19 protein-coding genes are annotated in these 20,078 nt (G+C 70.3%); 12 read left to right on the top strand and 7 right to left on the bottom strand.

Annotated features, from left to right (window positions below; genetic code table 11):
* Position 1: 1 nt before the first annotated feature.
* Complete coding sequence (locus ACSHT8_RS13050) at positions 2-733, bottom strand: SIR2 family NAD-dependent protein deacylase (RefSeq protein WP_436502057.1); 732 nt, start codon at positions 731-733, stop codon at positions 2-4.
* A 124-nt stretch (positions 734-857) separates the two neighbouring features.
* Between ACSHT8_RS13050 and ACSHT8_RS13045 the strand changes: the two genes are divergently transcribed.
* From ACSHT8_RS13045 to ACSHT8_RS13025, 5 genes are all read left to right on the top strand, one after another.
* Positions 858-1,811 (top strand): hypothetical protein, encoded by a 954-nt coding sequence (locus ACSHT8_RS13045; protein ID WP_436500976.1) that lies wholly within the window; start codon positions 858-860, stop codon positions 1,809-1,811.
* Positions 1,812-1,952: 141 nt separating this feature from the next.
* Complete coding sequence (locus tag ACSHT8_RS13040; protein ID WP_436500975.1) at positions 1,953-2,384, top strand: ATP-binding protein; 432 nt, start codon at positions 1,953-1,955, stop codon at positions 2,382-2,384.
* Entirely contained in the window at positions 2,381-3,124 is a 744-nt protein-coding gene (locus ACSHT8_RS13035; protein ID WP_436500973.1) for a SigB/SigF/SigG family RNA polymerase sigma factor, read from the top strand. The genes ACSHT8_RS13040 and ACSHT8_RS13035 overlap by 4 nt, the downstream gene beginning before the upstream one ends.
* 22 nt (positions 3,125-3,146) lie before the next feature.
* A complete protein-coding gene (locus ACSHT8_RS13030) occupies positions 3,147-3,449 on the top strand; it encodes an STAS domain-containing protein (protein ID WP_436500971.1) in 303 nt (100 codons plus the stop codon).
* 15 nt (positions 3,450-3,464) lie between these two features.
* Positions 3,465-3,932, top strand: coding sequence for an ATP-binding protein (locus ACSHT8_RS13025; protein WP_436500969.1), 468 nt, complete (start codon positions 3,465-3,467; stop codon positions 3,930-3,932).
* Here ACSHT8_RS13025 and ACSHT8_RS13020 read toward each other — a convergent pair.
* Positions 3,919-4,932: a PHP domain-containing protein gene (locus ACSHT8_RS13020; protein ID WP_436500967.1), complete on the bottom strand. Its 1,014-nt coding sequence runs from the start codon at positions 4,930-4,932 to the stop codon at positions 3,919-3,921. The two genes, ACSHT8_RS13025 and ACSHT8_RS13020, sit on opposite strands and share 14 nt — an antisense overlap.
* 95 nt (positions 4,933-5,027) lie before the next feature.
* On the opposite strand from ACSHT8_RS13020, the gene ACSHT8_RS13015 reads away from it, so the two are divergent.
* Together ACSHT8_RS13015 and ACSHT8_RS13010 are read left to right on the top strand one after the other, a co-directional pair.
* Positions 5,028-6,227 carry an MFS transporter gene (locus ACSHT8_RS13015; RefSeq protein ID WP_436500965.1) on the top strand — a complete coding sequence of 400 codons (1,200 nt, stop codon included), beginning with the start codon at positions 5,028-5,030 and terminating at the stop codon, positions 6,225-6,227.
* A gap of 98 nt (positions 6,228-6,325) precedes the next feature.
* The gene (locus ACSHT8_RS13010) at positions 6,326-8,320 is read left to right on the top strand and encodes a ricin-type beta-trefoil lectin domain protein (RefSeq protein WP_436500963.1); all 1,995 of its coding nucleotides are present in this window, start codon (positions 6,326-6,328) and stop codon (positions 8,318-8,320) included.
* Between the two features lie 33 nt (positions 8,321-8,353).
* Here ACSHT8_RS13010 and ACSHT8_RS13005 read toward each other — a convergent pair whose 3' ends face one another.
* The 5 genes from ACSHT8_RS13005 to ACSHT8_RS12985 all read right to left on the bottom strand — a co-directional run bounded on the left by ACSHT8_RS13005 (position 8,354) and on the right by ACSHT8_RS12985 (position 14,576).
* Positions 8,354-8,827 carry an NUDIX hydrolase gene (locus ACSHT8_RS13005; RefSeq protein WP_436500962.1) on the bottom strand — a complete coding sequence of 158 codons (474 nt, stop codon included), beginning with the start codon at positions 8,825-8,827 and terminating at the stop codon, positions 8,354-8,356.
* Entirely contained in the window at positions 8,827-10,539 is a 1,713-nt protein-coding gene (locus ACSHT8_RS13000) for an ABC transporter ATP-binding protein (RefSeq protein ID WP_436500960.1), read from the bottom strand. Before ACSHT8_RS13000 ends, ACSHT8_RS13005 begins: the two co-directional genes overlap by 1 nt.
* Positions 10,532-12,241 (bottom strand): ABC transporter ATP-binding protein, encoded by a 1,710-nt coding sequence (locus ACSHT8_RS12995; RefSeq protein WP_436500959.1) that lies wholly within the window; start codon positions 12,239-12,241, stop codon positions 10,532-10,534. The genes ACSHT8_RS13000 and ACSHT8_RS12995 overlap by 8 nt, the downstream gene beginning before the upstream one ends.
* A gap of 68 nt (positions 12,242-12,309) precedes the next feature.
* Positions 12,310-13,329: a Gfo/Idh/MocA family protein gene (locus ACSHT8_RS12990; protein ID WP_436500957.1), complete on the bottom strand. Its 1,020-nt coding sequence runs from the start codon at positions 13,327-13,329 to the stop codon at positions 12,310-12,312.
* Positions 13,326-14,576, bottom strand: coding sequence for an aminotransferase class III-fold pyridoxal phosphate-dependent enzyme (locus ACSHT8_RS12985; protein ID WP_436500955.1), 1,251 nt, complete (start codon positions 14,574-14,576; stop codon positions 13,326-13,328). Before ACSHT8_RS12985 ends, ACSHT8_RS12990 begins: the two co-directional genes overlap by 4 nt.
* Positions 14,577-14,874: 298 nt before the next feature.
* On the opposite strand from ACSHT8_RS12985, the gene ACSHT8_RS12980 reads away from it, so the two are divergent.
* The 5 genes from ACSHT8_RS12980 to ACSHT8_RS12960 are packed head-to-tail and all read left to right on the top strand — an operon-like array spanning position 14,875 to position 20,010.
* Complete coding sequence (locus ACSHT8_RS12980; RefSeq protein WP_436500953.1) at positions 14,875-15,606, top strand: phosphoribosylaminoimidazolesuccinocarboxamide synthase; 732 nt, start codon at positions 14,875-14,877, stop codon at positions 15,604-15,606.
* Positions 15,509-16,294, top strand: a complete 786-nt coding sequence (locus ACSHT8_RS12975) for an SDR family NAD(P)-dependent oxidoreductase (protein ID WP_436500951.1) — start codon at positions 15,509-15,511, stop codon at positions 16,292-16,294. Before ACSHT8_RS12980 ends, ACSHT8_RS12975 begins: the two co-directional genes overlap by 98 nt.
* A gap of 26 nt (positions 16,295-16,320) precedes the next feature.
* Positions 16,321-17,106: an HAD hydrolase family protein gene (locus ACSHT8_RS12970; RefSeq protein WP_436500949.1), complete on the top strand. Its 786-nt coding sequence runs from the start codon at positions 16,321-16,323 to the stop codon at positions 17,104-17,106.
* Positions 17,103-17,990, top strand: a complete 888-nt coding sequence (gene hisG / locus ACSHT8_RS12965) for an ATP phosphoribosyltransferase (protein ID WP_436500947.1) — start codon at positions 17,103-17,105, stop codon at positions 17,988-17,990. Before ACSHT8_RS12970 ends, hisG begins: the two co-directional genes overlap by 4 nt.
* Before the next feature lie 28 nt (positions 17,991-18,018).
* Positions 18,019-20,010: an acyl-CoA dehydrogenase family protein gene (locus ACSHT8_RS12960; protein WP_436500945.1), complete on the top strand. Its 1,992-nt coding sequence runs from the start codon at positions 18,019-18,021 to the stop codon at positions 20,008-20,010.
* Positions 20,011-20,078: the final 68 nt, after the last annotated feature.

Genomic DNA, 20,078 nt, shown 5'->3' with positions numbered 1-20,078 from the left:
CTCACCGAGGCGGTGGGACTGCGCTGAGCAGCTTGGGCAGTGCCTCGCTCAACGGGTCGCGGATGACCGTGGTGGCCAAGTCGTCGTAGGGGGTCGGCGACGCGTTGCAGATGACCACCGCCGCGCCCGCTCGCGCCGCCAAGCCGACCAGACCGGCCGCGGGCTGCACGCCCAGCGAAGTGCCCACCGCCAGCAGCACGTCCGCCGACACCGCCGCCGCCCTCGCCTCGTCCAAGACCACCCGGTCCAGCGGCTGACCGAACGACACCGTCGCCGACTTCAAGATCCCGCCGCACACGAGACACGGCGGGTCGGCCTCACCCGCCGCCACCCGGTCGAGGGCCTCCCGCATCGGGCGCACGTCCGGGCAGGACAGGCACACGGTCTGGAACATCGTCCCGTGCAGCTCCACCACCCGCTTCGAGCCCGCACGCTGGTGCAGCCCGTCGATGTTCTGCGTCAGGATCGCCACCAGCCTGCCGGTGGACTCGAAGTCGGCCAGGGCGCGGTGGGCGGCGTTCGGCTCAGCCGTCCAGCCCGGGTGCACTGAGCGCGCCTGCCAGGTGCGTTCGCGCAACGCCGGGTCGCGGCGGTACTCGGCGATGTTCGACATCCGCTCCGCGCCCGGGTTCTTCGTCCACAGGCCGTTCGGGCCGCGGAAGTCCGGAATGCCCGAGTCGGTCGAGATGCCCGCCCCGGACAGCACCACGACCCGCCGCGCGCGCTCGATCAGGTCCACCCCTCAGATGATGCCCCTAAACCCACAACTGATCATCGGTTGGACGGTGAATGGTCACCGGCCGGTCGTGACGCTCCGGTAATCAACTGACTACCCGATTTCATGGAGGTAGCAGCTGATGAAGGCTTTACGCCGTCTTGCCGCGCTGTGCGCCGGAGTGGCCACGTCCGCGAGCCTGCTCGTGGTCGCCGCCCCGAACGCGGTCGCCGTGACCGACCTGGAACTCGCCACCCGGTGGGCGCCGATCCACTACCAGGACACCGACTCGTCGGACTACGACGCCGACTACCTCTCCAAGATCGACTTCGACCTCGAATGGGACACCCTCAACAACTGGGAGCACCAGGACGATGTCCTGTCCCGGATGAGCGGCCACGTCTACTACTCCGTGGTCGAGACCTCCACCCACTGGTTCATCGGCTACGGCTTCTACCACCCGCGCGACTGGGAGGACTTCTCCGACCCGTTCTCCCTCTACACCCATGAGAACGACATGGAGGGTGTGCTGCTGACCGTCCGCCGCGACGGCTCGACCTACGGCAAGTTCGAGGCCATGGTGTCGGTGGCCCACACCGACTTCTACTCCTACGTCCCCTCCGGCAGCCCGTTCGTCAGCGGCCGGGAGAACGTCGACGGCACCGTGCCGATGCAGACCTACAACGGCGCCGCCCACCCCACGACCCGCCAGGAGGCCAAGGGCCACGGCGTCTACGCGTGGAACGGCTCCGGCTTCCCCGGCGGCGACGGTGTCGTCTACTACCCCAGCGGCACCGCCGAGGTCCCCTCCAGCGGCACCGACAGCTCCGTCGGCTACAAGCTGGTCAACATCTTCGACGTCAGCGGCCTGTGGTCGCGGCGCAACAGCGCCACCACCTTCGCCGGCTATGGCACGTTCCGCGGCGACAACGGCAAGGACAACGCCGCCAACGCGCCGTGGGGCTGGGACGACGGCAACGACGGCGGCGACATCCCGCGCGGCCTGCTCGCCACCGACCCGGCGTACCTGGTCAGCCAGTACTTCAACGGTGAGGGCAGCTTCAGCCTGGCCTACACCCGGAATTCCTACCGGTAACCGCGTTTCGACCGGGCCCGGCGCGGGTATCCCCGGCGCGCCTGTGAAATGACCGGGAGTGGGGTGGACACGGTTCCGCCCCGCTCCCGTTCGTCACGCATGGCATAGGTTGCACGGGTGTCGCTATCGCAGGAGGAACCGGTGTCCGAGGTCGAGACGAGTGTGCCCGCACGCCCCAACGGGGTGCGGCAGGCGGACGTGCGGGTGAGCGCGGACGCCGAACAGGTGCCGCTGGTCCGGTCGTTCGCCGCCGACATCGCGATGCGGCTCGACTTCGACCTCGACTCGATCGAGGACGTGCGGATGGCCGTCGACGAGGCGTGCTCGCTGCTGGTCCGCGTCGCGGCGAACGGGTCGTCGCTGTACCTGTCGTTCAAGCCCGAGTCCGACGCGCTGCGCGTCCGCGCGCAGGTCGAGGCCGACGCCCCGGTGCCGCCGTCGGCCGACCTGATGAGCTGGCAGATCCTCACGACGCTGGCCTCGGCGGTGACCGAGCACGTCGAGTCCGTCGACGGCGGCCACCGCGTGTCGATCGAGCTGGTGGCGCGCCCCGGCGAAGCGGCCGCGCAGTGACCGAGGCCGAGGACATCCGGTTTCGCGAGTTGGCCGAGCTGTCGGAGTCCGACCCGCGCCGCGCCGCGCTGCGCGCCGAGCTCGTCGAGTCCTACCTCGACCTCGCGCGCAACCTCGCGCGCAAATTCGACCGGCGCGGCGACCAGCTCGAAGACCTCGTCCAGGTGGCCACGATCGGGCTGATCAAGTCGGTCGACCGGTTCGAGCCGGAGCGTGGCAGCTTCTACGGCTTCGCGATCCCCACGATCATGGGCGAGCTGCGCAGACACTTCCGCGACACCGGCTGGGCCGTGCGCGTGCCCCGCCAGCTGAAGGAGCTGCATCTGACCGTGGCCGCGGGCCGCGGCGAGCTCAGCCAGCGGCTGGGCCGAGCGCCGCGGCCGAGTGAGCTGGCCGACTACCTGGGGCTGACCAAGGAACAGGTCTACGACGCCCTGCTGGCCACCGCGGCCAAGGAGGGCACGTCGCTGGACGCGCGGCTGGCCGAACCCGGCGGCGACAAGTTCGGCGTCGACGACGCCGAACTGGAGCACATCGACGACCGCGAGGCGCTGCGCCCTCTGCTGGCCGAGCTGTCCGAGCGCGACCAGCGGATCATCGTGCTGCGGTTCGTCCGCGGCATGAGCCAGTCCGACATCGCCCGCCGCGTCGGGGTGTCCCAGATGCAGGTCTCGCGCCTGCTCACCAAGATCCTCGACCGGCTCCGCGCCGCTTTGGGCAACGACACGCTGGCCGGGTAAGCATGATCAGGAAGGACCGATAGTGGAGATCAACAGCGAGGGTGTGGACCCGGTAGTGATCTCGGTGGAGGGCGAGGTCGACCTCGCCACGTCGCCGCGCCTCGCCCAGGCGCTGGAGAGCGCGCTCGGCACGGGCGCGACCACCACGATCCGGATCGACCTGTCGAAGGTCGAGTTCATGGACTCGGCGGGCCTGCGGGTGCTGGTCGCGGCCCGCCGCAGGGCCGAGGAGGCGGGGGTGGGGCTGGTCCTGCACGAGCCGCACGACCGGGTACGCCGGATCATCGAGATCACCGGACTCACGGGTGTCTTCGGGCTGGCGTGATTGGAGCGGCCACGGGTGGGGTATGTCTGTGGCCACACGGGGACTGGTTCCCGTGTGGACTCTGGGCTAGGGGCTGGTTTGGTGGACGAGCTGATAGTGAGGCTGCCGCCGACGACTGGGTCGGCGGGGGAGGCGCGGGATTTCGTGACCGACGCGCTTCGGTCGTGGTCCGCGCGCTCCGACCTGGTCGCCGACGTCGTGCTTGCCACCTCCGAACTGGTGACCAATGCCGTCGAGCACGGCCGGGGCGAGGTCTGCGTGGACATACGGCTGGTGGACGGCCGAATCCTGCTGCGGGTGAGCGACTGCGGACCGGGCGCGCCGATGGTCCGGCACCCGGACGTGCGCGCCACGCGCAATCGGGGGCTGGCGATCGTGGAGGCGCTGAGCCACGACTGGGGCTGGCAGCTCGCGCCGGAGGGCAAGGTCGTGTGGGCCGAGTTCGGGTTCGTTTCCGCGAACCTGCCGACTAGGGCCTCTTAGCGGCTATGTGGTCGAGCAGGTCGGGGGCGGTCTTGGTGTTGATGATCCGCTCCGGCGTGATCCCTGTCTCCTCCGCTCGCTCACAGCCGTAGGGCAGCCAGTCGAGCTGTCCGGGGGCGTGCGCATCGCTGTCGATGGCGAACTCGCAGCCCAGGTCGGCGGCGACTTTCAGCAGCCGCCGCGGCGGGTCGAGCCGCTCGGGCCGGGAGTTGATCTCCACCGCGACCCCGTACTCGGCGCACGCGCTGAACACCGCGTTCGCGTCGAAGGTCGATTCGGGACGGCCCTTGCCCATGACGAGCCTGCCGGTGCAGTGGCCGAGGACGTCGACGTGCGGGTTGGCCACCGCGGTCAGCATCCGCTCGGTCATCTCCCGCTTCGGCATCCGCAGCTTCGAGTGGACGCTGGCCACCACGAGGTCGAGCTGGGACAGCAGCTCGTCGGTCTGGTCGAGCGCGCCGTCGTCGAGGATGTCGACTTCGATACCGGTCAGGATGAGGAACGGGGCCAACTCGACGTTCAGCTCGGCCACCACCTCCAGCTGCCTGCGCAGCCGCTCGGCGCTCAGCCCGTTGGCCACGCGCAGCCGGGGTGAGTGGTCGGTCAGCACCATCCACTCGTGGCCCAGCGCGATCGCGGCCTCGGCCATCTCCCGGATGGGGCTGCCGCCGTCGGACCAGTCAGAGTGGGTGTGGCAGTCGCCGCGCAGCGCCGCGCGCAGGGCCGCGCCGCCCGCGACCGGTTTCGTGCCGCTCTCGGTGAGCTTGGTCAGGTAGCCGGGCTCGCTCTGGGTGACCGCCTCGGTGATCGCCGCGGCGATGGACTTGCCGATGCCGGGCAGCGCGGTCAGTGTGCCCGCGCGGACGCGTTCGGCCAGCTCATCGGCCGGGAGATCGGCCACGATTGCGGCCGCCTTGCGGAAGGCTCGTACCTTGAACGTGGGCTCGCCAGCGCGCTCCAGGAAGAGCGCGATCTGCTTCAGCGCGGCGACTGGATCCATGGAATCCAGGTAACCACAGGGCCGGTTGACACTCTTGATCGGTCACGCCTAGCATCCAAGCCAGTACGGTGCGCTCAACTATCGACGGGGGATCGATGACGCACGTCTACCGGGAGTGCCTTGGCCAGCGCCACGCGAAGTGGCTGATCGTGACCAACCTCGTCGGCAGGCTCCCCAACGGCATGGCCCCTTTGGCCATCGCGCTGTTCTTGCGTGAGCAAGGGTTCTCGTACGGGATCGTCGGCGGTCTGGTCGGCCTGTTCGCCGTCGCCACCGCCATCGGCGGCCCGCTGCTGGGGCGCGTGGTCGACCGGCGGGGCCAGACCGCGGTGCTGGTCGGCTCGGCGGTGGTGTCCGCGGGCGCGTTCACCACGCTCGCGCTCGCCGACAAGGACGAGATCTGGTGGGCCGCGCTCGACATCTTCATCGCGGGACTGCTGACGCCGCCGCTGGAGCCGTGCCTGCGCAGCCTGTGGCCCGACGTGATGCCCGGCGAACGCGCGCTCAACGCCGCGTACGCGCTGGACGCGGCCCTGCAGGAAGTCCTCTACGTCGTCGGCCCGCTGCTGGTCATCGGCGTCGTGGCCGCGGTGTCGCCGACCGGCGCGGTGCTGACCATCGCCGCGGTGACGATCGTGGGCACGCTGGCGTTCGTCGCCTCGCCGCCGGTCCGCCGCTGGCGCGGCCACCCGAGCGAGGCGGGCTGGCTTGGCCCGCTGCGGTCGGGTCAGCTTCGGGTGCTGCTGCTGGCGCTGTGCTTCGTCGGGTTCGTGCTCGGCGTGTTCAGCATCGCCGTGGTCGGCTACGCCGAGAGCGTCGGCGACGACTCGGTCGCGGGCGTCCTGCTCGGCGCCCACGCCTTCGGCGCGCTGATCGGCGGCCTCGCCTACGGCGCCCGCACTTGGTGGGGCGGCGCGCGCCGCCAACTGCCGTGGCTGCTGGGCGCGCTGACGCTGAGCTACGTGCCGCTGGTGCTGGTCGGGCCGCCCACGGTCATGGCGGCGCTGATGGTGCTGGCGGGCCTGTTCCTGTCGCCGGTGCTGGCGGCCGGGTTCATCATCACCGGCCAGGTCGCGCCGAAGGGCACGGCCACCGAGGCGTTCGCGTGGCTGGTGTCGATCATCCTGGTCGGCAACGCGGCGGGCGCGGCGGTGGCCGGGTTCGCCCAGCCGCTGGGCCAGTGGGCGGTGTTCGTCCTGCCGATCCTGGGCGCGTTGGCCGCGCTGGGCGTCGTGGCCATGGGCAAGCTGGCGCGGGAGAGCGCCGAGGAGAAGGTCGACGAGCCCGTGCACTGATCATTCGCGATCATTTCGTGAGGAATCTTCACGAAACCGCCCTCGCTGTGGGAAGGTGACCCAGGCCACTCCACTCCTTCCCCCTGCGAGGAGAGTTCATGGGTCCCACCAGATACGCGATCGCCGTGTGCGCGGCGGCGTTCGCCGCGCTCGGCGTCGTCGCGTTACCGCCATCGCCCGCGGCCGCGGCCGATGTGGTGCCGCTGCCCGCTGCCCTCGAGGCGATCCGCGCAGCGGAGGCGACCGCCCTGTACGGAAGCCCGGAGATCCGACCGATCGAGCAGCGCAAGACCTCGGTGATCAGCGCCGGAGACAGTGAGATCTCCGGCGAGGGCGCCTACGACCTGAGCCTCTACGAGCCGGGCACCAACGGGCCGGTCAGCTACTGCCACCGCTCGGTCAAGGCCGCGATCAAGGTCGTGGACATCCCGGCGGACGTGAAGAGCAACATCGCCTGCTCGGGCGGCCGCAACGAGAACCTGCGCTTTCAGGGCCCCGGCACGTTCGAACCCGGCGACAACCAGGGCAACAAGCTCGCGATCCAGGCCCGCAACACCAGGGTCAAGCTGATCTGGCTGGTGATGGGCGCCAACGACTACGGCGGCATCGAGTTCGGCCCGCTGATGACCAAGTGCAGCGAGAACCGGATCTTCTTCAAGGGCACCTGCTGGCAGAGCGAGTCCGGCAACGAGGTCGCCCGGTTCACCGTGGTGCGCAACGGTTTGAAGGGCGGCATCGCCGACATCCGCGCGATCATGCGGGACGCGGGCTACCAGCAGACCGACTACCAGCTGATCGTGTCCTCCTACCCAAGCCCGGTCAGCCCGGACGTGGAGGACAACCCGAACTTCCCCGGCTGGTACGGGGGCGGCTGCCTGCTCTACCTCGCCGACCACGCGGCGGGTCGCAACAAGGTCGTGCCCATGTTCGAGGAGGCGGTTCGCGACGCCGCGCTGAGCACGGGCACCCGGTATGCCGACGCCTCCCGCCTGTACGCCGGGCACGAGCCGTGCACCCAGAGCCCGTGGGTCACCGGCCTCTACAACTCGTCGGGCAACGTCTTCGACCCCAACGCCTGGCGGCAGTCCTGGCACCCGAACGTCGCGGGCCACGAGGCGTTCGCCCGCTGCATGCGCGACATGTACAACTCGGGCGCGGCGACGGGTTCCTGCTACGACCCGGCCAGCACGAACAGCTCGGTGTTCCGTGCCGGACTGCTGGAGTTCAAGCAGGTGCAGAACCCGGTCACCGGACTGTGTGTCGACGCTGACGGGTATTCCAGCCGCAACGGATACCGGTTGCTGTCCTACCCGTGCCACGGCGGGCGCAACCAGGGCTGGTGGTACGACCCGACCAACCAGTCGATCCACTCGCAGCTCACCCACGACCGCTGCTGGGACATCGACTTCAGCCAGTTCACGCCTGGAACCAGGTTGCAGATGTGGGACTGCAACGGGGGCAACGCGCAGAAGTGGATCCTCGACGGGGACCTGGTGCGGGTCAAGGCCGATCCGAGCCTGTGCGCCGCGCACGCGGCCGGAGCCAACCCGGTCGGCGGCGCCATGACGCTGGCGCGCTGTGACGGCTCGGCCAACCAGAAGCTGAGGTTCTCGACGCTCACCGGCGCGTTCCGCAACCTGGCCACCCCGGCCAACGGCTGGTGCCTGGACGTGCCGGGGAACGCGCCGTCCAACGGCGCGAAGCTGCTGTCGTGGACGTGTGAGTTCGGGTCGGCCGACCAGAAGTGGTCGGCGAACCCGGTGGCACGCCAGGTGATCAACGCCCGGTCGCCGGGCTACTGCCTGGACGCCTCGAACGCCGTGGCGGGCGCGCCGGTGCAGGTGTGGCAGTGCAAGGACCAGGTCGGCCAGTACGACGCCAACGGGCGCTGGCAGCTCGGCGCGGACGGCTACCTGTTCCAGCCGCGCGACCCGAATCTTGTGGCCACCGCGGCGACCACGCAGGGCGGGCAGGTCACCCTGCAACCGCGTGATCCGGCGAAGGCCGGGTTGCAGAAGTGGGGCTGGAACGCGACGCAGGAACTGCGCATCGCCTACGGGTACGACCAGTGGATGCCCAGCAGCGTGTACTGATCCGGTTCCGCCCGGCGGCGGTGGCGCGAGACGTCACGGCCGCCGGGTGGCGGGGTCGGCTCGCGCGGTCAGCGCGCGCAGGGCCACGTCGATCATCGCCGAGTCCCCGGCAAGGTCCCGCAGCGCGGCCTCGGTGAACCAGCCGAACTCGGTGAACTTGTCGGTCTCGATGCGCGGCCGGTCGAGGTCGCCGGACACCGTGGCCAGCATGTCGATCTCGCGCTTCGGCACGCCGTCGCCGGAGGTCCAGTCGAACACGTGCACCAGGTCCAGCACCTCGCCGAGCTGCCAGCCGGTCTCCTCCAGCACCTCCCTGGCCAGCGCGGTCCGCAGGTCCTCGCCCGGCTCGACGTGCCCGCCGACGATGTCCCAGCAGCCGGGGAAGTGCCGCACGTGCGGGGCCCGCTTCTGCAGGAACACCTCGTCGCGGGCGTTGACGATCACCGCGCCCACCACGCAGGCCCGCCCGTCGGCCTCGGCCCGCCGCTGGAGCCCGTCGAGATCCATCAGTCCTCCTGGTGCGCGTAGTAGGTCCGGTAGAGCTCGGTGAAGTGGCCGTCCTTGGCCAGCAGTTCGGCGAAGGTGCCGTCCTCGACGACGTCGCCGCGGTCGAACACGAGCACGCGGTCGGCCTTGCGGATGGTCGACAGGCGGTGCGCGATCACGATGACGGTCCGGTCGGCCATGAGTTCGGCCAGGGCGTGCTGGATTCCCTTCTCCGTCAACGGGTCCACGCTCGCGGTCGGCTCGTCCAGGATGAGGATGGACGGCTTGACGCGGAACACCCTGGCCAGCGAGATCAGCTGCCGCTGCCCGACCGACACGCCCTGACCGCCCCGGCCGACCGGCGCCGACGGGTCCAGCGAGTCCACTGTGGAGTCACCGGGTCCGGCGTAGTCGATGTTCGCCTTGACGGTGCCGGAGAACAGATACGGGTGCTGCGGGACGACGCCGACCTGCCGCCGGTACTCGGCGAGGTCGAACGAGCGGATGTCGCGGCCGTCGATGAGCAGCTCCCCGCCGTCGAACTCGTAGGCGCGGGCGATCAGCTTGGCCAGCGTCGACTTTCCCGCGCCGGTGTGGCCGACGACCGCGACGGTCTGCCGGGGTTCGATGCGCAGCGACAGGTCGTGGAAGACCTTCTCGCCGGTGTCGTAGCAGAAGTCGAGGTTGCGCAGCTCGATCTCGCCGCGCAGCCTGCCGACCGGTTCCGCGCCGGTCTGCTCGACGCTGTCGGCGCTGTCGACCAGCGCGAACACGCGCTCGCTCGCGGCGAGGCCCTGCTGGAACAGGCTCCAGAACGAGGCGGCCTGGGTGAGCGGCAGCCACACCATGCCCAGCGCGGTCACCGCGAAGTACCACTCGCCGGGGGAGAGTTCGCCGAGGGCGGTGAAGCGGCCGCCCGCGTAGAGCAGCGCCGCGGAGCCGAGCCCGGCCAGCAGCGTCAGCACAGGCAGGATCACCGCGTAGATCAGGCCCTGGCGGAGATAGACGGTGTAGGACAAGCGGTTGACGTCGTCGAAGTCGCGGTAGACGGTCTGCTCCTGGCCGAAGCTCTTGGCCACCGCGATGCCGACCATGGTCTCGTGCACGTGCGCGTTGACCTGCGCCATGACCCGCCGCGTGTTGGTCGCGCCGACCCGCGCGACGCGCCGGAACGCCAGCGTCGCGGCGACCAGCAGCGGCACCATGGCGAGCAGTAGCAGGCCCAGGTTCACGTCGATGACGAACACGAGTGTGCCCAGGACGACCACGAGGAACAGCTGGCTGAGGAAGTTGAGCGTCAGGGTGAGCACGGAGCTGAAGCCCTCGGTGTCACCGCTGACCCGGCTGAGCACCTGGCCGACGGAGTTGCGGTCGTAGAAGGCCGCGTCCTTGGCCAGCGCCGCGTCGGCCGCGTCGAGTTGCAGCCGGTAGACCACGTCGGCGACGAGCCGCGCGGTCAGTGCCTGGCGCGCCCACGTCAGTCCCCAGCCGACGACGGCCATGGCCACCACGATCGCGCCGAGCTGCCAGCCGAGCCCGCCGCTGTCGATCGCGCGGGAGATCACCACGGGCACCGCGGACATCAGCAGCGACGCGCCCACGATCAGCCCGGCCGCGCCGACGAGTGTTGTCCGGTCCGCGCGCAGATAGCCGTGGATGCGGGACAGGAGTTGGCCGTTGGTGTACGCGCGGTCGTAGTCGTCGGCTTTGAGGCCCGCGAACAGGTCAGTCACTGTAGATCTCCCGGTAGAGCGGGCTGCGGGCCACCAGTTCGGCGTGCGTGCCCAGGTCCGCGACGCGGCCGCGGTCGAGCAGCAGCACCAGGTCGGCGCGGCGGATCTGGCCGGGGCGGTGGGAGATGAGGATCGTGGTGCGACCGGCCATGAGCGCGCCGACGGCCGTGGTGATCGCGCGTTCGGTCGTGGCGTCGACGGCGCTGGTGGCGTCATCGAGGGTGAGGATCGCGGGGTCGGCGATCAGGGCGCGGGCGATCACGAGCCGCTGCCGCTGTCCGCCCGACAGCGTGGTGCCGCCTTCGTTGAGGACGGTCTGGTAGCCGTCGTCCAACTCGCGAACGAATTCGTCGGCCTGGGCCTGTCTTGCGGCCTGGTGGACTTGGTCGGGGTCGGCGCCGGTCGGGCTGCCGAAGGCGATGTTGTCGTGCACGGACTTGGAGAACAGGAACGGGTCCTGGTGCACGGTCGCGATCTGCCTGCGCAGCGCGGCGGGCTCCCACTCGCGCACGTCGCGGCCGTCGATCAGCACGCGGCCGGAGGTGGCGTCGTAGGTGCGGTTGACGAGTTTGGTGAGCATGGACTTGCCGCTGCCGGTCGTGCCGACCACGGCCAGGGTCTCGCCCGCCGGGAGGTCGAACGAGACGTCGTGCAGGATCTCCTTGCCGCTCAGGGAAAGCGACACGTGCTCGAAGGTGACCCGGCCGTTGACGGTCAGCTGTAGTCCCGAGGTCTCCTCGATGTCGGTGTCCGCCCCGCCGGTCAGCTCCCGCATCCGGGCGGCGGCGACGTAGCCGTCCTGCAGCACGGGGACGGCTTGCTCGGACATCGACACGGGCTGGGCGAACAGGGCGAGCCAGCCGAGGTAGGTGATCACGTCGGGCAGCGCCATCTCGCCCGCGCCGTAGAGGGAAAGCGCGTGCACGCCGCCGATCGCCATGCCCAGCGCGAAACTCAGGCCGGGCAGATAGACCGCCTGAGCGCGGCCCCGCCGCAGGAACCTCGACCGGTAGGCACTCGCCGCGGTGACGAACTTGCCGCGCTCGTGGTCTTCCTTGGTGAGCGCCTTGATCGTCGGCATCCCCGCCAGGGTCTCGGCGAAGGTGTCGTTGAGGTCGGCGAAGGCACGCCTGCTGTCGACGGTCAGCGGGTGCAACCGCCGCAGGTGGTGCCACAGCGCGCCCGCGAACACCAGCAGCACCACCGCGGGCGCCAGCAGCAGCCGCGGATCGGCCGCCGCGATGAACCCGATCGGCACCAGCAGGGCCAGCACCCCGGTGAACGCCGTGGCGATCCCGGGACTGACCAGGTAGTCGACCAGCCGCGCGTCGTTGATCGCCCTGGCGAGGATGTCACCGACGCGCTGCCGGTCGTGGAACGACTGCCGCTTGCCCAGCAGACTGCGGTAAAGCTCGTCGCGCGCGTCCCGCTTGACGCGCTGGGCGACGATCTCGATGGCCCCACCCCCGATGAGATCGGCGGCGAACCGGCCGACCACCAGCCCCACGACTGCCCCCGCGATGGCGAGCAAGGACTCGCCGGATCCGGTCGCCGCCCCGAAGGCCCGGCCGAGGAACACCGGCACCAGCGTCGCCGCCAGCGTGGACGCCGCCGCGCCGATGACGAACACGAGCAGGAGGCCGCTGTGCCGCCGCAGGTGCGCCGCGATCCAGCCGCCGGTGGAGGTGGAGTGGATGGGCATGTGGGTCCGTCCGATTGTCGGGGTGGGCCGGGTGAGGGGTCCGGCGCGGTGCCCGGACCCCTCACCCGTCAGACTGCCGAAGCCTGGTCCAGTTCGGCGTCCAGCGCGCCGATGGCCAGGTCGTCCACCACCCGATCGCACAGCTCCGACGCCGCCAGCGCGTCCGCCACCGACGGGCCCGCGGGCAGCGGCGAGTCACCGGGACCGCACGCGGCCAGGAAAGCCTCCAGCTCCGGGCCGAAGCCGCTGCGGCCCCAGCCGTGGTCGAGGTTGCGGGTGCTGTGCAGCACCGTCCCCGACGGCGTGCCCGCCTCCAGCTCCATGGTCACCTGCTCCAGCGACGGCGCGGTGAACCGGCTTCCGTCGACACCCTGCACACTGACGCCGACGATGAACTTCTTGGTGTGGTTGCCGATCCGCAGGGTGGACAGCGAGCCGTCCGTGTGGCGCAGCGTCACCGTGGCCTGGAACCGGTCGTTCCCGCACGGGATCGTGTGCGCGTCGACCCTGACCACCGGCGCGGGCACGAACCAGCGGGCAAGGTCGAACGCGTGCACGCCGTTGTGCCGGATCCACGCCTCCAGGGTGGTGTCCACGCCCCACTGCGGCGCCGACGGGTGGCGGCTGTAGAAGTCGATCGTGACCTCCGACGGCGTCGCCCGGATCGGCTTGGTCAGCTCGTGGAGCTGCTGCAGCGTCTCGGCGTAGCGGAAGTTGAAGCCGATCTGGACCGTGCGCCCGGTGCGGCGCACGAGCCGGTCGAGATCGGTGAGCGCGGCGGTGGTGTGGCCCGCGGGCTTCTCCACGAAGCAGTCGATCCCGTTGCCCACCAACTGCTCGGTCAGCCGGTACGACGGCTCCGGCGGCACCGCCAGGATCGCCGCGTCGACCGTGGCCAGGTCCAGTTCGTCCACAGAGGACACCGCGGTCGCCGCGCCGGTCCTTGCCCGCAGCGCGGTGGCCAGCGAGAGGTCGCCGTCCACGCACGCCACGATCTGGTGCCCGCCCGCGCGCTGCAGGAACGGGACCAGGTTCTGGGTCATCTGCCTGCCGCAGCCGATCAGGGCGAGTCGCACGCTGTCGGTCATCGTCCACTCCCGTTGGTCCACGACCGGAACGCGCCGGCCACCTGGTCGGAGAACTTGTCCCAGTCGAGATCGCGGTGGGCGAGGCTGACGAAGGACGGATGGCCCTCCAGCAGCAGGATTCCCGCGCCCGCGAACGCCTCCAGCAGCGCGGAACGCCGCTCCTTGTCGCCCAGCACATCGTCGGCGTAGACGAGTTCGAACATGCCGCCGCCGAGCACCGGCTGCGCCCACACCGCGTCGGCGACGCCTGCGTCCTTGGCCGCGTAGGTCATGACCTCGGCGATCCGGGTGCCGATCCGGCCCAGCTCCGCCCAGCCGTCGGCGCTGTCGCCGATGGGCCGCTCCAGGATGTCGCGGGTGGCCAGCGCGGCGTACGCGGTCACCATCTCCTTGGAGAACGTGCCGCTCAGCCGGGCGTTCTCGGCGTGGGTGAGCAGCTCGGTGTTGCCGACGAGGACGCTGATCGGCATGCCGTTGCCCAGCGCCTTGCCGATGACGATCAGGTCGGCCGGGATGGCGTTGTCCTGGGCGTAGCCGAGCGGGGAGATCCGTCCGCCGGTCTTGGTCTCGTCGAACACTGTCAGCAGGCCGGCCGACCGGCACAGCTCGACCGCCTCGCGCAGCACCTCCGGGGTGGTGAAGGAGGCGAGGTAGGCGTCGAAGACGAAGCAGCCGAGCACGTCGCGGTGCTCGTCGACCAGCGCTTTGAGCGACTCGATGCGCAGGTCGACCCAGTTCAGGGCGGGTTCGTCCGGGCCGACGCCGCGCATGGCGTCGGTGTAGCGGAGCTTGCCCCGCAGCGGCGAGTGCAGCGGCTCGTGCCACTTCAGCGAGTTCGCGATCTGCGAGTCGTGCCATCCGACGTACCCGCTGCGGATCACGCCGAGCCTGCCGGTCTCCATGGCGGCCAGGCGGAACGCGGCGGTGACGGCCTCGGAGGCGGTCTTGAAGAACGCGCCGCGGTCGCCGGGGCGCTGGTCGAGCAGGCGGTCGAGGTACTCCTGGTGGAAGGTCGAGTAGCCCGGCATCATCACGCCGTTGGCCAGGTACTCCTTGACGGTCTCGTCGAACTCGGGCACGGCGTGGCCGAGGACCACGGGCCCGTAGCCCATGACGAAGTCGACGTAGGCGGCCCCGTTGACGTCCCAGACCTCGCCGCCGCTGCCCCTGGCGAACAGCAGCTGGCCGCTGCTGGTGCGGAACTTCTTGGTGATCTTCGAGTGTGCGATCCGTTCTGCGGTCGACAAAGTCTTCCCCCGTCAATTCGGTGAATTGAACATGGTCGGATAGGACTGTCGCGGGAGTGCGGCAGTCCACAATGGTGGAATTGATTCGTGAGTGGTGCGGGCGACTTTCCTACCCCGGAGCCCGGCGACCGGACTTCACGTTAGGTCCGTTCGGCCGAACAAGTCAACACGCCCATTCGTGGTTAACGCGGAGTGAATTTGCCGATTGACTGTGCAATCAGATTGGTCTTGACAGTCCCGCGGTCCTTCGGGAAGGTGGAATGGGATCCACGGAAAAGCCGTGCAACCAGGGGGACATATGCGTTCTGGGACCAATACCGACGCGCGTTCGTACGCCGAGATCATCGCCACCGCCGAACCCGACATCGTCGGCCGTAGCAAGCGCCTGTGGCTGCTGCCCGACGACCGCTGCCTCGTCCAGCTCATCCCGAGCCTGCGCAGCTTCACCCACGACCGCGACGAGATGGTCGCCGAGACGGGCCCGTTGCGGCTCGACTTCTACGCCAAGGCCGCCGCCCGGCTCACCGCCGCTGGCGTCCCGTGCGCCTACCTCGACCGCGTCTCCGACCTCGTCTACCTGGCCGAATACTGCCCGGCGCCGCCGTTCGAGGTCATCGTCAAGAACCGCGCGACCGGCTCGACCACCCGCAAGTACCCCGGCCTGTTCGAGGAGGGCGCGCTGCTCCCTCGGCCGGTGGTGAAGTTCGACTACCGGGTCGACCCCGAGGACCAGCCCATCGGCGAGGACTACCTGCGGGCGCTCGGCCAGCCCGTTGAGCGAATGCGCGAGTTGGCGTTGACCACCAACGAAGTGTTGGGCGAATGGCTCGCGCCGATCGAGCTGTGGGATTTCTGCGTCATCTTCGGTGTCCGGCCAGATGGCGAATTGTCGCTGATTTCCGAGGTGTCGCAGGACTGCATGCGACTGCGCCATGACGGCGGCTCGGTGGACAAGGACCTGTTCCGGCGCGGGGTGGCGGGCGACGAACTCGTCGCGCAGTGGAAGCGGGTATTCGATGTCATCGAGTGACCGCGTGGCACTGGTGACCGGGACCAATCGGGGGAGTGGCCTTGCGATAGCGGAGGACCTGTGCGACCGCGGCTATCGCGTGTACTCCCTCAATAGGACACTGTTGGGGAAAGGGTGGCTGGGGGAGATCCAGTGCGATCTCGCCGACCCGGCCGCGATCCGCGCCGCGGTGTCCCAGGTGATCGGTCAGGCCGGACACCTCGACGCGTGCGTGTCCAATTCGGTCGACCGGGTCCTCGACCCGCTGGCCGACCTGCGCGAGGCGGACTGGGACCGGCTGCTCGCGGTCAACCTCAGCGCCACCTACCACCTGATCCGCGCCACCCTCGCCGCGCTGCGCGAGCGCCAAGGCATCTTCGTGGCCATGGGCAGCCACGCGGCCACCCGCTTCTTCGAGGGCGGCGCCGCCTACAGCGCCACGAAAGCCGGGCTCAAAGCACTGGTCGAGACCCTCTTACTCGAGGAACGGCCCAACGGGGTGCGTGCCTGCCTGGTCTCGCCCGGCGCCATCGCCAACCTCCCCGGCGACGACGACCCGAACAAGCTGACCACGGCGGCGATCGGCGCGTGCGTCGGCACGATCATCGACACCTGGGGCGCGGAGCTGGTCGTCGGCGAGATCGAGGTCCGGCCCGCCACCCTGCCGAAACCACCCATCGTCGGCATCGATCGGCTGCTGCACGTCTAGCCGGTCCCGAGCGCTGCGAGTGCCCTGTGCCTGGACGCCTGCTGCTGGTCGCCTCCGACCTCGACAAGACCCTCCTCGACGGCGACGGCTGGGTCACCGCGCGAGCGGTGCGCGCCATCGATCGGCTGCGCGTCTCCGGCGGCCGGTTCCTCGCGGTCACCGCCCGGCCGCTGCGCGACGCGGTGGCCGTCGCCCAGGCGGCCGGGGCCGACCGGCTGATCTGCTCGGGCGGCGCGGTCGTGGCCGACCCGACCGGCCGGGTGCTCGACTCGACCCTGTTCACCACGGAGGCCACGCGCGCGCTGACCGTGCTGGCCCGCGCCCTGGCCGCCGACGTCCGCGTCGGCTACGACTACCTCGACCGGTGCGAACTCGACGACCCGTTCGTCCTCGGCTCGACCGCGATCGGCGTGGTCAGGGCCGAGCGGGCCGCGCTGCCGGTCGAACCCGCGGTCAAACTGCTCGTCCAGGCGGACTCGGTCCCGGTGGACCTGCTCGCCGCCCGGCTGCGCGCCGCGGTCGGACCGCACGCGCTGGTCGCGGTGTCCGGCAGCCACTTCGTCGAGATCCTGCCCGCGGGAATCGACAAGGCGTGCAGGCTCCCCGCGGTCCGCGACCTGCTCACCGTCGCCTTCGGCGACATGCCCGTCGACCTGCCGATGCTGCGCTGGGCGCGGCTCGCGGTCGCGGTGTCCAACGCCCACCCCGACGTGCTCGCCGAGGCCGCGTTCGTGACCGGGTCCCATCTGCGGGACGGCGTCGCGACCTTCCTCGAGGCGCTGCTGCGCGGGGACCACCAGGAGGAAAGATGATCTCCCTCGCGCTGCCCAAGGGCTCGCTGGAACGCAGCACCCTCGACCTGTTCGCCACCGCGGGCCTCGCCGTGCGCCGCGGCTCCGACCGCGCCTACCGCGCCGCCATCGACTACGACGGCGTCGACACCGTCGCCTTCTTCAAGCCGCGCGAGATCCCGTTCGTGGTGGAGAGCGGCGTGTTCGCCGTCGGCGTCACCGGCGCCGACTGGCTGGAGGAGACCGGCGCCAAGGTCGAGGTCGTCGACTCGTTCGACTACGCCAAGGTCACCAGCGACCGCTGGCGGCTCGTCCTCGCCGTGCCAGACGACCACCCGGCGAAGTGCCTGGCCGACCTCGGCGCCGACGTCCGGGTCGCCACCGAGTACCCCAACATCGGCCAGCGCTTCTTCCAGGAGGCCGGGCAGGGCGCCGACGTCGTGCACTCCCACGGCGCCACCGAGGCCAAGATCCCCGAGCTCGCCGACGCGATCATCGACGTGATGGAGACCGGGTCGTCGCTGTGGCACAACAACCTGCGGCTCCTGGCCACCGTGCGCACCTGCGGCGCCAAGCTCATCGCCAGCCCCGACGCCTGGCGCGACCCGGCCCGCCGCGCCGTCGTGCAGGACCTCGCCCGGCTGCTCAGCGCGGCCTACCTCGCCCCGGCCCACGTCATGCTCACCATCCGCGTGCCAGCCGACCGGCTGCACCTGGTCCGGCCCGCGCTGTCGGACAACTCGTGGCGCCTGGGCTCGGACCTGTTCGACGACGACCTGGTCGTGGTCCAGGGCGTCTACGCCAAGCGCGGCCTCGCCAAGACGATCAACGCGATGCTCGACGCGGGCGCCGTCGACATCACCGAGACCGCCATCGGCAAGCTCGCCTCCGCTCAGCCTGCCTGACCGCGGCCGCCGCACTAGCGTTTCCGACATGGACATCCCGGCGAACGCACCGGCCGACCCGAAGCGCCTGACCGACGTCCTCGACGGCCGGTGGGGTCATGTCCGCCGCGAGTCCCGCGCGTGGCTGGCGGGCGAGTCGACCCCGCCGGGCGACCTGCCGACCGAGGAGCACCGCGCCCAGGTGCTCGACGCGCTGCGGTCGCTGGTCGCCTCCGGCTACCCGCGCGCGGGCTTCCCCAAGGACTACGGCGGCGACGCCGACACGGGCGCGGCGCTGACCGCGTTCGAGATGCTCGGCTTCGGCGACCTGTCGGTCATGGTCAAGGCGGGAGTGCAGTGGGGCCTGTTCGGCGGCGCGGTGGAGGCGCTGGGCACCGAGCCCCACCACGAGCGGTACCTGCGCGCGATCATGGAACTCGACCTGCCCGGCTGCTTCGCCATGACCGAGACCGGCCACGGCTCCGACGTCCAGCACCTGCGCACCACCGCGACCTACGACGCGGGGGAGTTCGTCGTGCACACCCCGCACGAGGGCGCGCGCAAGGAGTACATCGGCAACGCCGCCCGCGACGGCCAGGTGGCCGTCGTGTTCGCCCAGTTGGTCGTCGACGGCTCCTCGCGCGGGGTGCACGCGCTGGTCGTGCCGATCCGCGACGCGTCGGGGCAGGTCGCGCCGGGGGTGCGGATCGAGGACTGCGGGCGCAAGGCCGGGCTCAACGGAGTGGACAACGGCAGACTGTGGTTCGACAACGTCCGCGTCCCGCGGTCCGCGCTGCTCAACCGCTACGGCGACGTCAGCGCGGACGGCGTTTACACCAGCCCGATCGACGGCGACGCCAAGCGCTTCTTCACCATGCTCGGTACCCTCATCCGCGGCCGCATCAGCGTCGCGGGCGCCGCGGGCAGCGCCACCAAGACGGCACTGACGATCGCCGTGCGCTACGGCTTGGTCCGCCGCCAGTTCGACAACCCGGCGACCGGCGAGGAGATCGTCGTGCTCGACTACCTCGCCCACCAGCGCAAACTCCTGCCCGCCCTCGCCACGACCTACGCGCTGCACTTCGCGCAGGAACAGTTGGTGACCACGCTGCACGAACTGGAGGCGGGCGACGACCGCCGCCAACGCGAACTGGAGTCCCGCGCGGCCGGACTCAAAGCCATCGGGACCTGGCACGCCACCCACACCATCCAGACCTGCCGCGAGGCCTGCGGCGGCGCGGGCTACCTGATGGAGAACCGGCTGCCCCGGCTGAAGGCCGACACCGACGTGTTCACCACCTTCGAGGGCGACAACACGATCCTGCTCCAGCTCGTCGCGAAGGGCTTGCTCACCGGCTACCAGCAGCACCTGCACACCCTCGGCAGCGTCGGCCTCGCCAGGTTCATCGCCGACCAGTTCGTCGAGACCGTCATCGAGCGCACCGCGGCCCGCGCGCTCATCGACCGCTTGATCAACGCGGTCACCCCACAGGACGACGAGACGGACCTGCTGAACCGCGGCTGGCACCTGCGGCTGTTCGAGGACCGGGAGAAACACGTCCTCGACACCCTGGCCAGGCGGCTCAGAAAGGCAGGCGAGGACGGCGCCGACGCCTTCGGCGTCTTCAATCGTGCGCAAGACCACGTTCTACGCGCCGCCAGGGTCCACATCCAGCGGGTCGTCCTGGAGGCGTTCGTAGCCGCGATCGACCGATGCGGTGAAGGACCGGAGAAGGACTTGCTCGACCGGGTGTGCGACCTGTACGTACTCGCCGACGTGGAGGCCGACCTGGACTGGTTCCTCGGCCACGGCAGGCTCTCCACCGGCCGCGCCAAGGCTGTGACCAGCGCCGTCAACGACCTGTGCGCCCACCTGCGCCCCCACGCGGGCACCCTCGTCGAGGCTTTCGCCATCCCCGACACCATGGTCGGGGCCCCCATCGCCCTCGGCGCCGAGCGTGACCGTCAAGACGCGCAACGGGTGTATGAGGCGGGCGGATTACCCCGTAAGGAGGACTCCGCGCAACCAGTCACACCGTGATCCAGGATCGGGTAGTACTCGGGGTCAAGGGCCCGTATCCTTGGTAGGGACAACCCCACAGCGGGGTG

The organism is Actinokineospora sp. HUAS TT18 (assembly GCF_051364635.1).
In the GTDB taxonomy this organism is placed as follows: domain Bacteria; phylum Actinomycetota; class Actinomycetes; order Mycobacteriales; family Pseudonocardiaceae; genus Actinokineospora.
Note: the sequence above shows the minus strand (reverse complement) of the source record. Positions and strands in the feature narration are given on the sequence as shown.

Coding starts and splice junctions, on each gene's coding strand:
- ACSHT8_RS13020 (WP_436500967.1), bottom strand. CDS start 4,932: ATGGATCCAGTCGCCGCGCTGAAGCAGATCGCGCTCTTCCTGGAGCGC.
- ACSHT8_RS13005 (WP_436500962.1), bottom strand. CDS start 8,827: ATGGATCTCGACGGGCTCCAGCGGCGGGCCGAGGCCGACGGGCGGGCC.
- ACSHT8_RS12960 (WP_436500945.1), top strand. CDS start 18,019: ATGGACATCCCGGCGAACGCACCGGCCGACCCGAAGCGCCTGACCGAC.
- ACSHT8_RS13015 (WP_436500965.1), top strand. CDS start 5,028: ATGACGCACGTCTACCGGGAGTGCCTTGGCCAGCGCCACGCGAAGTGG.
- ACSHT8_RS13045 (WP_436500976.1), top strand. CDS start 858: ATGAAGGCTTTACGCCGTCTTGCCGCGCTGTGCGCCGGAGTGGCCACG.
- ACSHT8_RS12980 (WP_436500953.1), top strand. CDS start 14,875: ATGCGTTCTGGGACCAATACCGACGCGCGTTCGTACGCCGAGATCATC.
- ACSHT8_RS12995 (WP_436500959.1), bottom strand. CDS start 12,241: ATGCCCATCCACTCCACCTCCACCGGCGGCTGGATCGCGGCGCACCTG.
- ACSHT8_RS12975 (WP_436500951.1), top strand. CDS start 15,509: ATGACGGCGGCTCGGTGGACAAGGACCTGTTCCGGCGCGGGGTGGCGG.
- ACSHT8_RS13010 (WP_436500963.1), top strand. CDS start 6,326: ATGGGTCCCACCAGATACGCGATCGCCGTGTGCGCGGCGGCGTTCGCC.
- ACSHT8_RS12990 (WP_436500957.1), bottom strand. CDS start 13,329: ATGACCGACAGCGTGCGACTCGCCCTGATCGGCTGCGGCAGGCAGATG.
- hisG (WP_436500947.1), top strand. CDS start 17,103: ATGATCTCCCTCGCGCTGCCCAAGGGCTCGCTGGAACGCAGCACCCTC.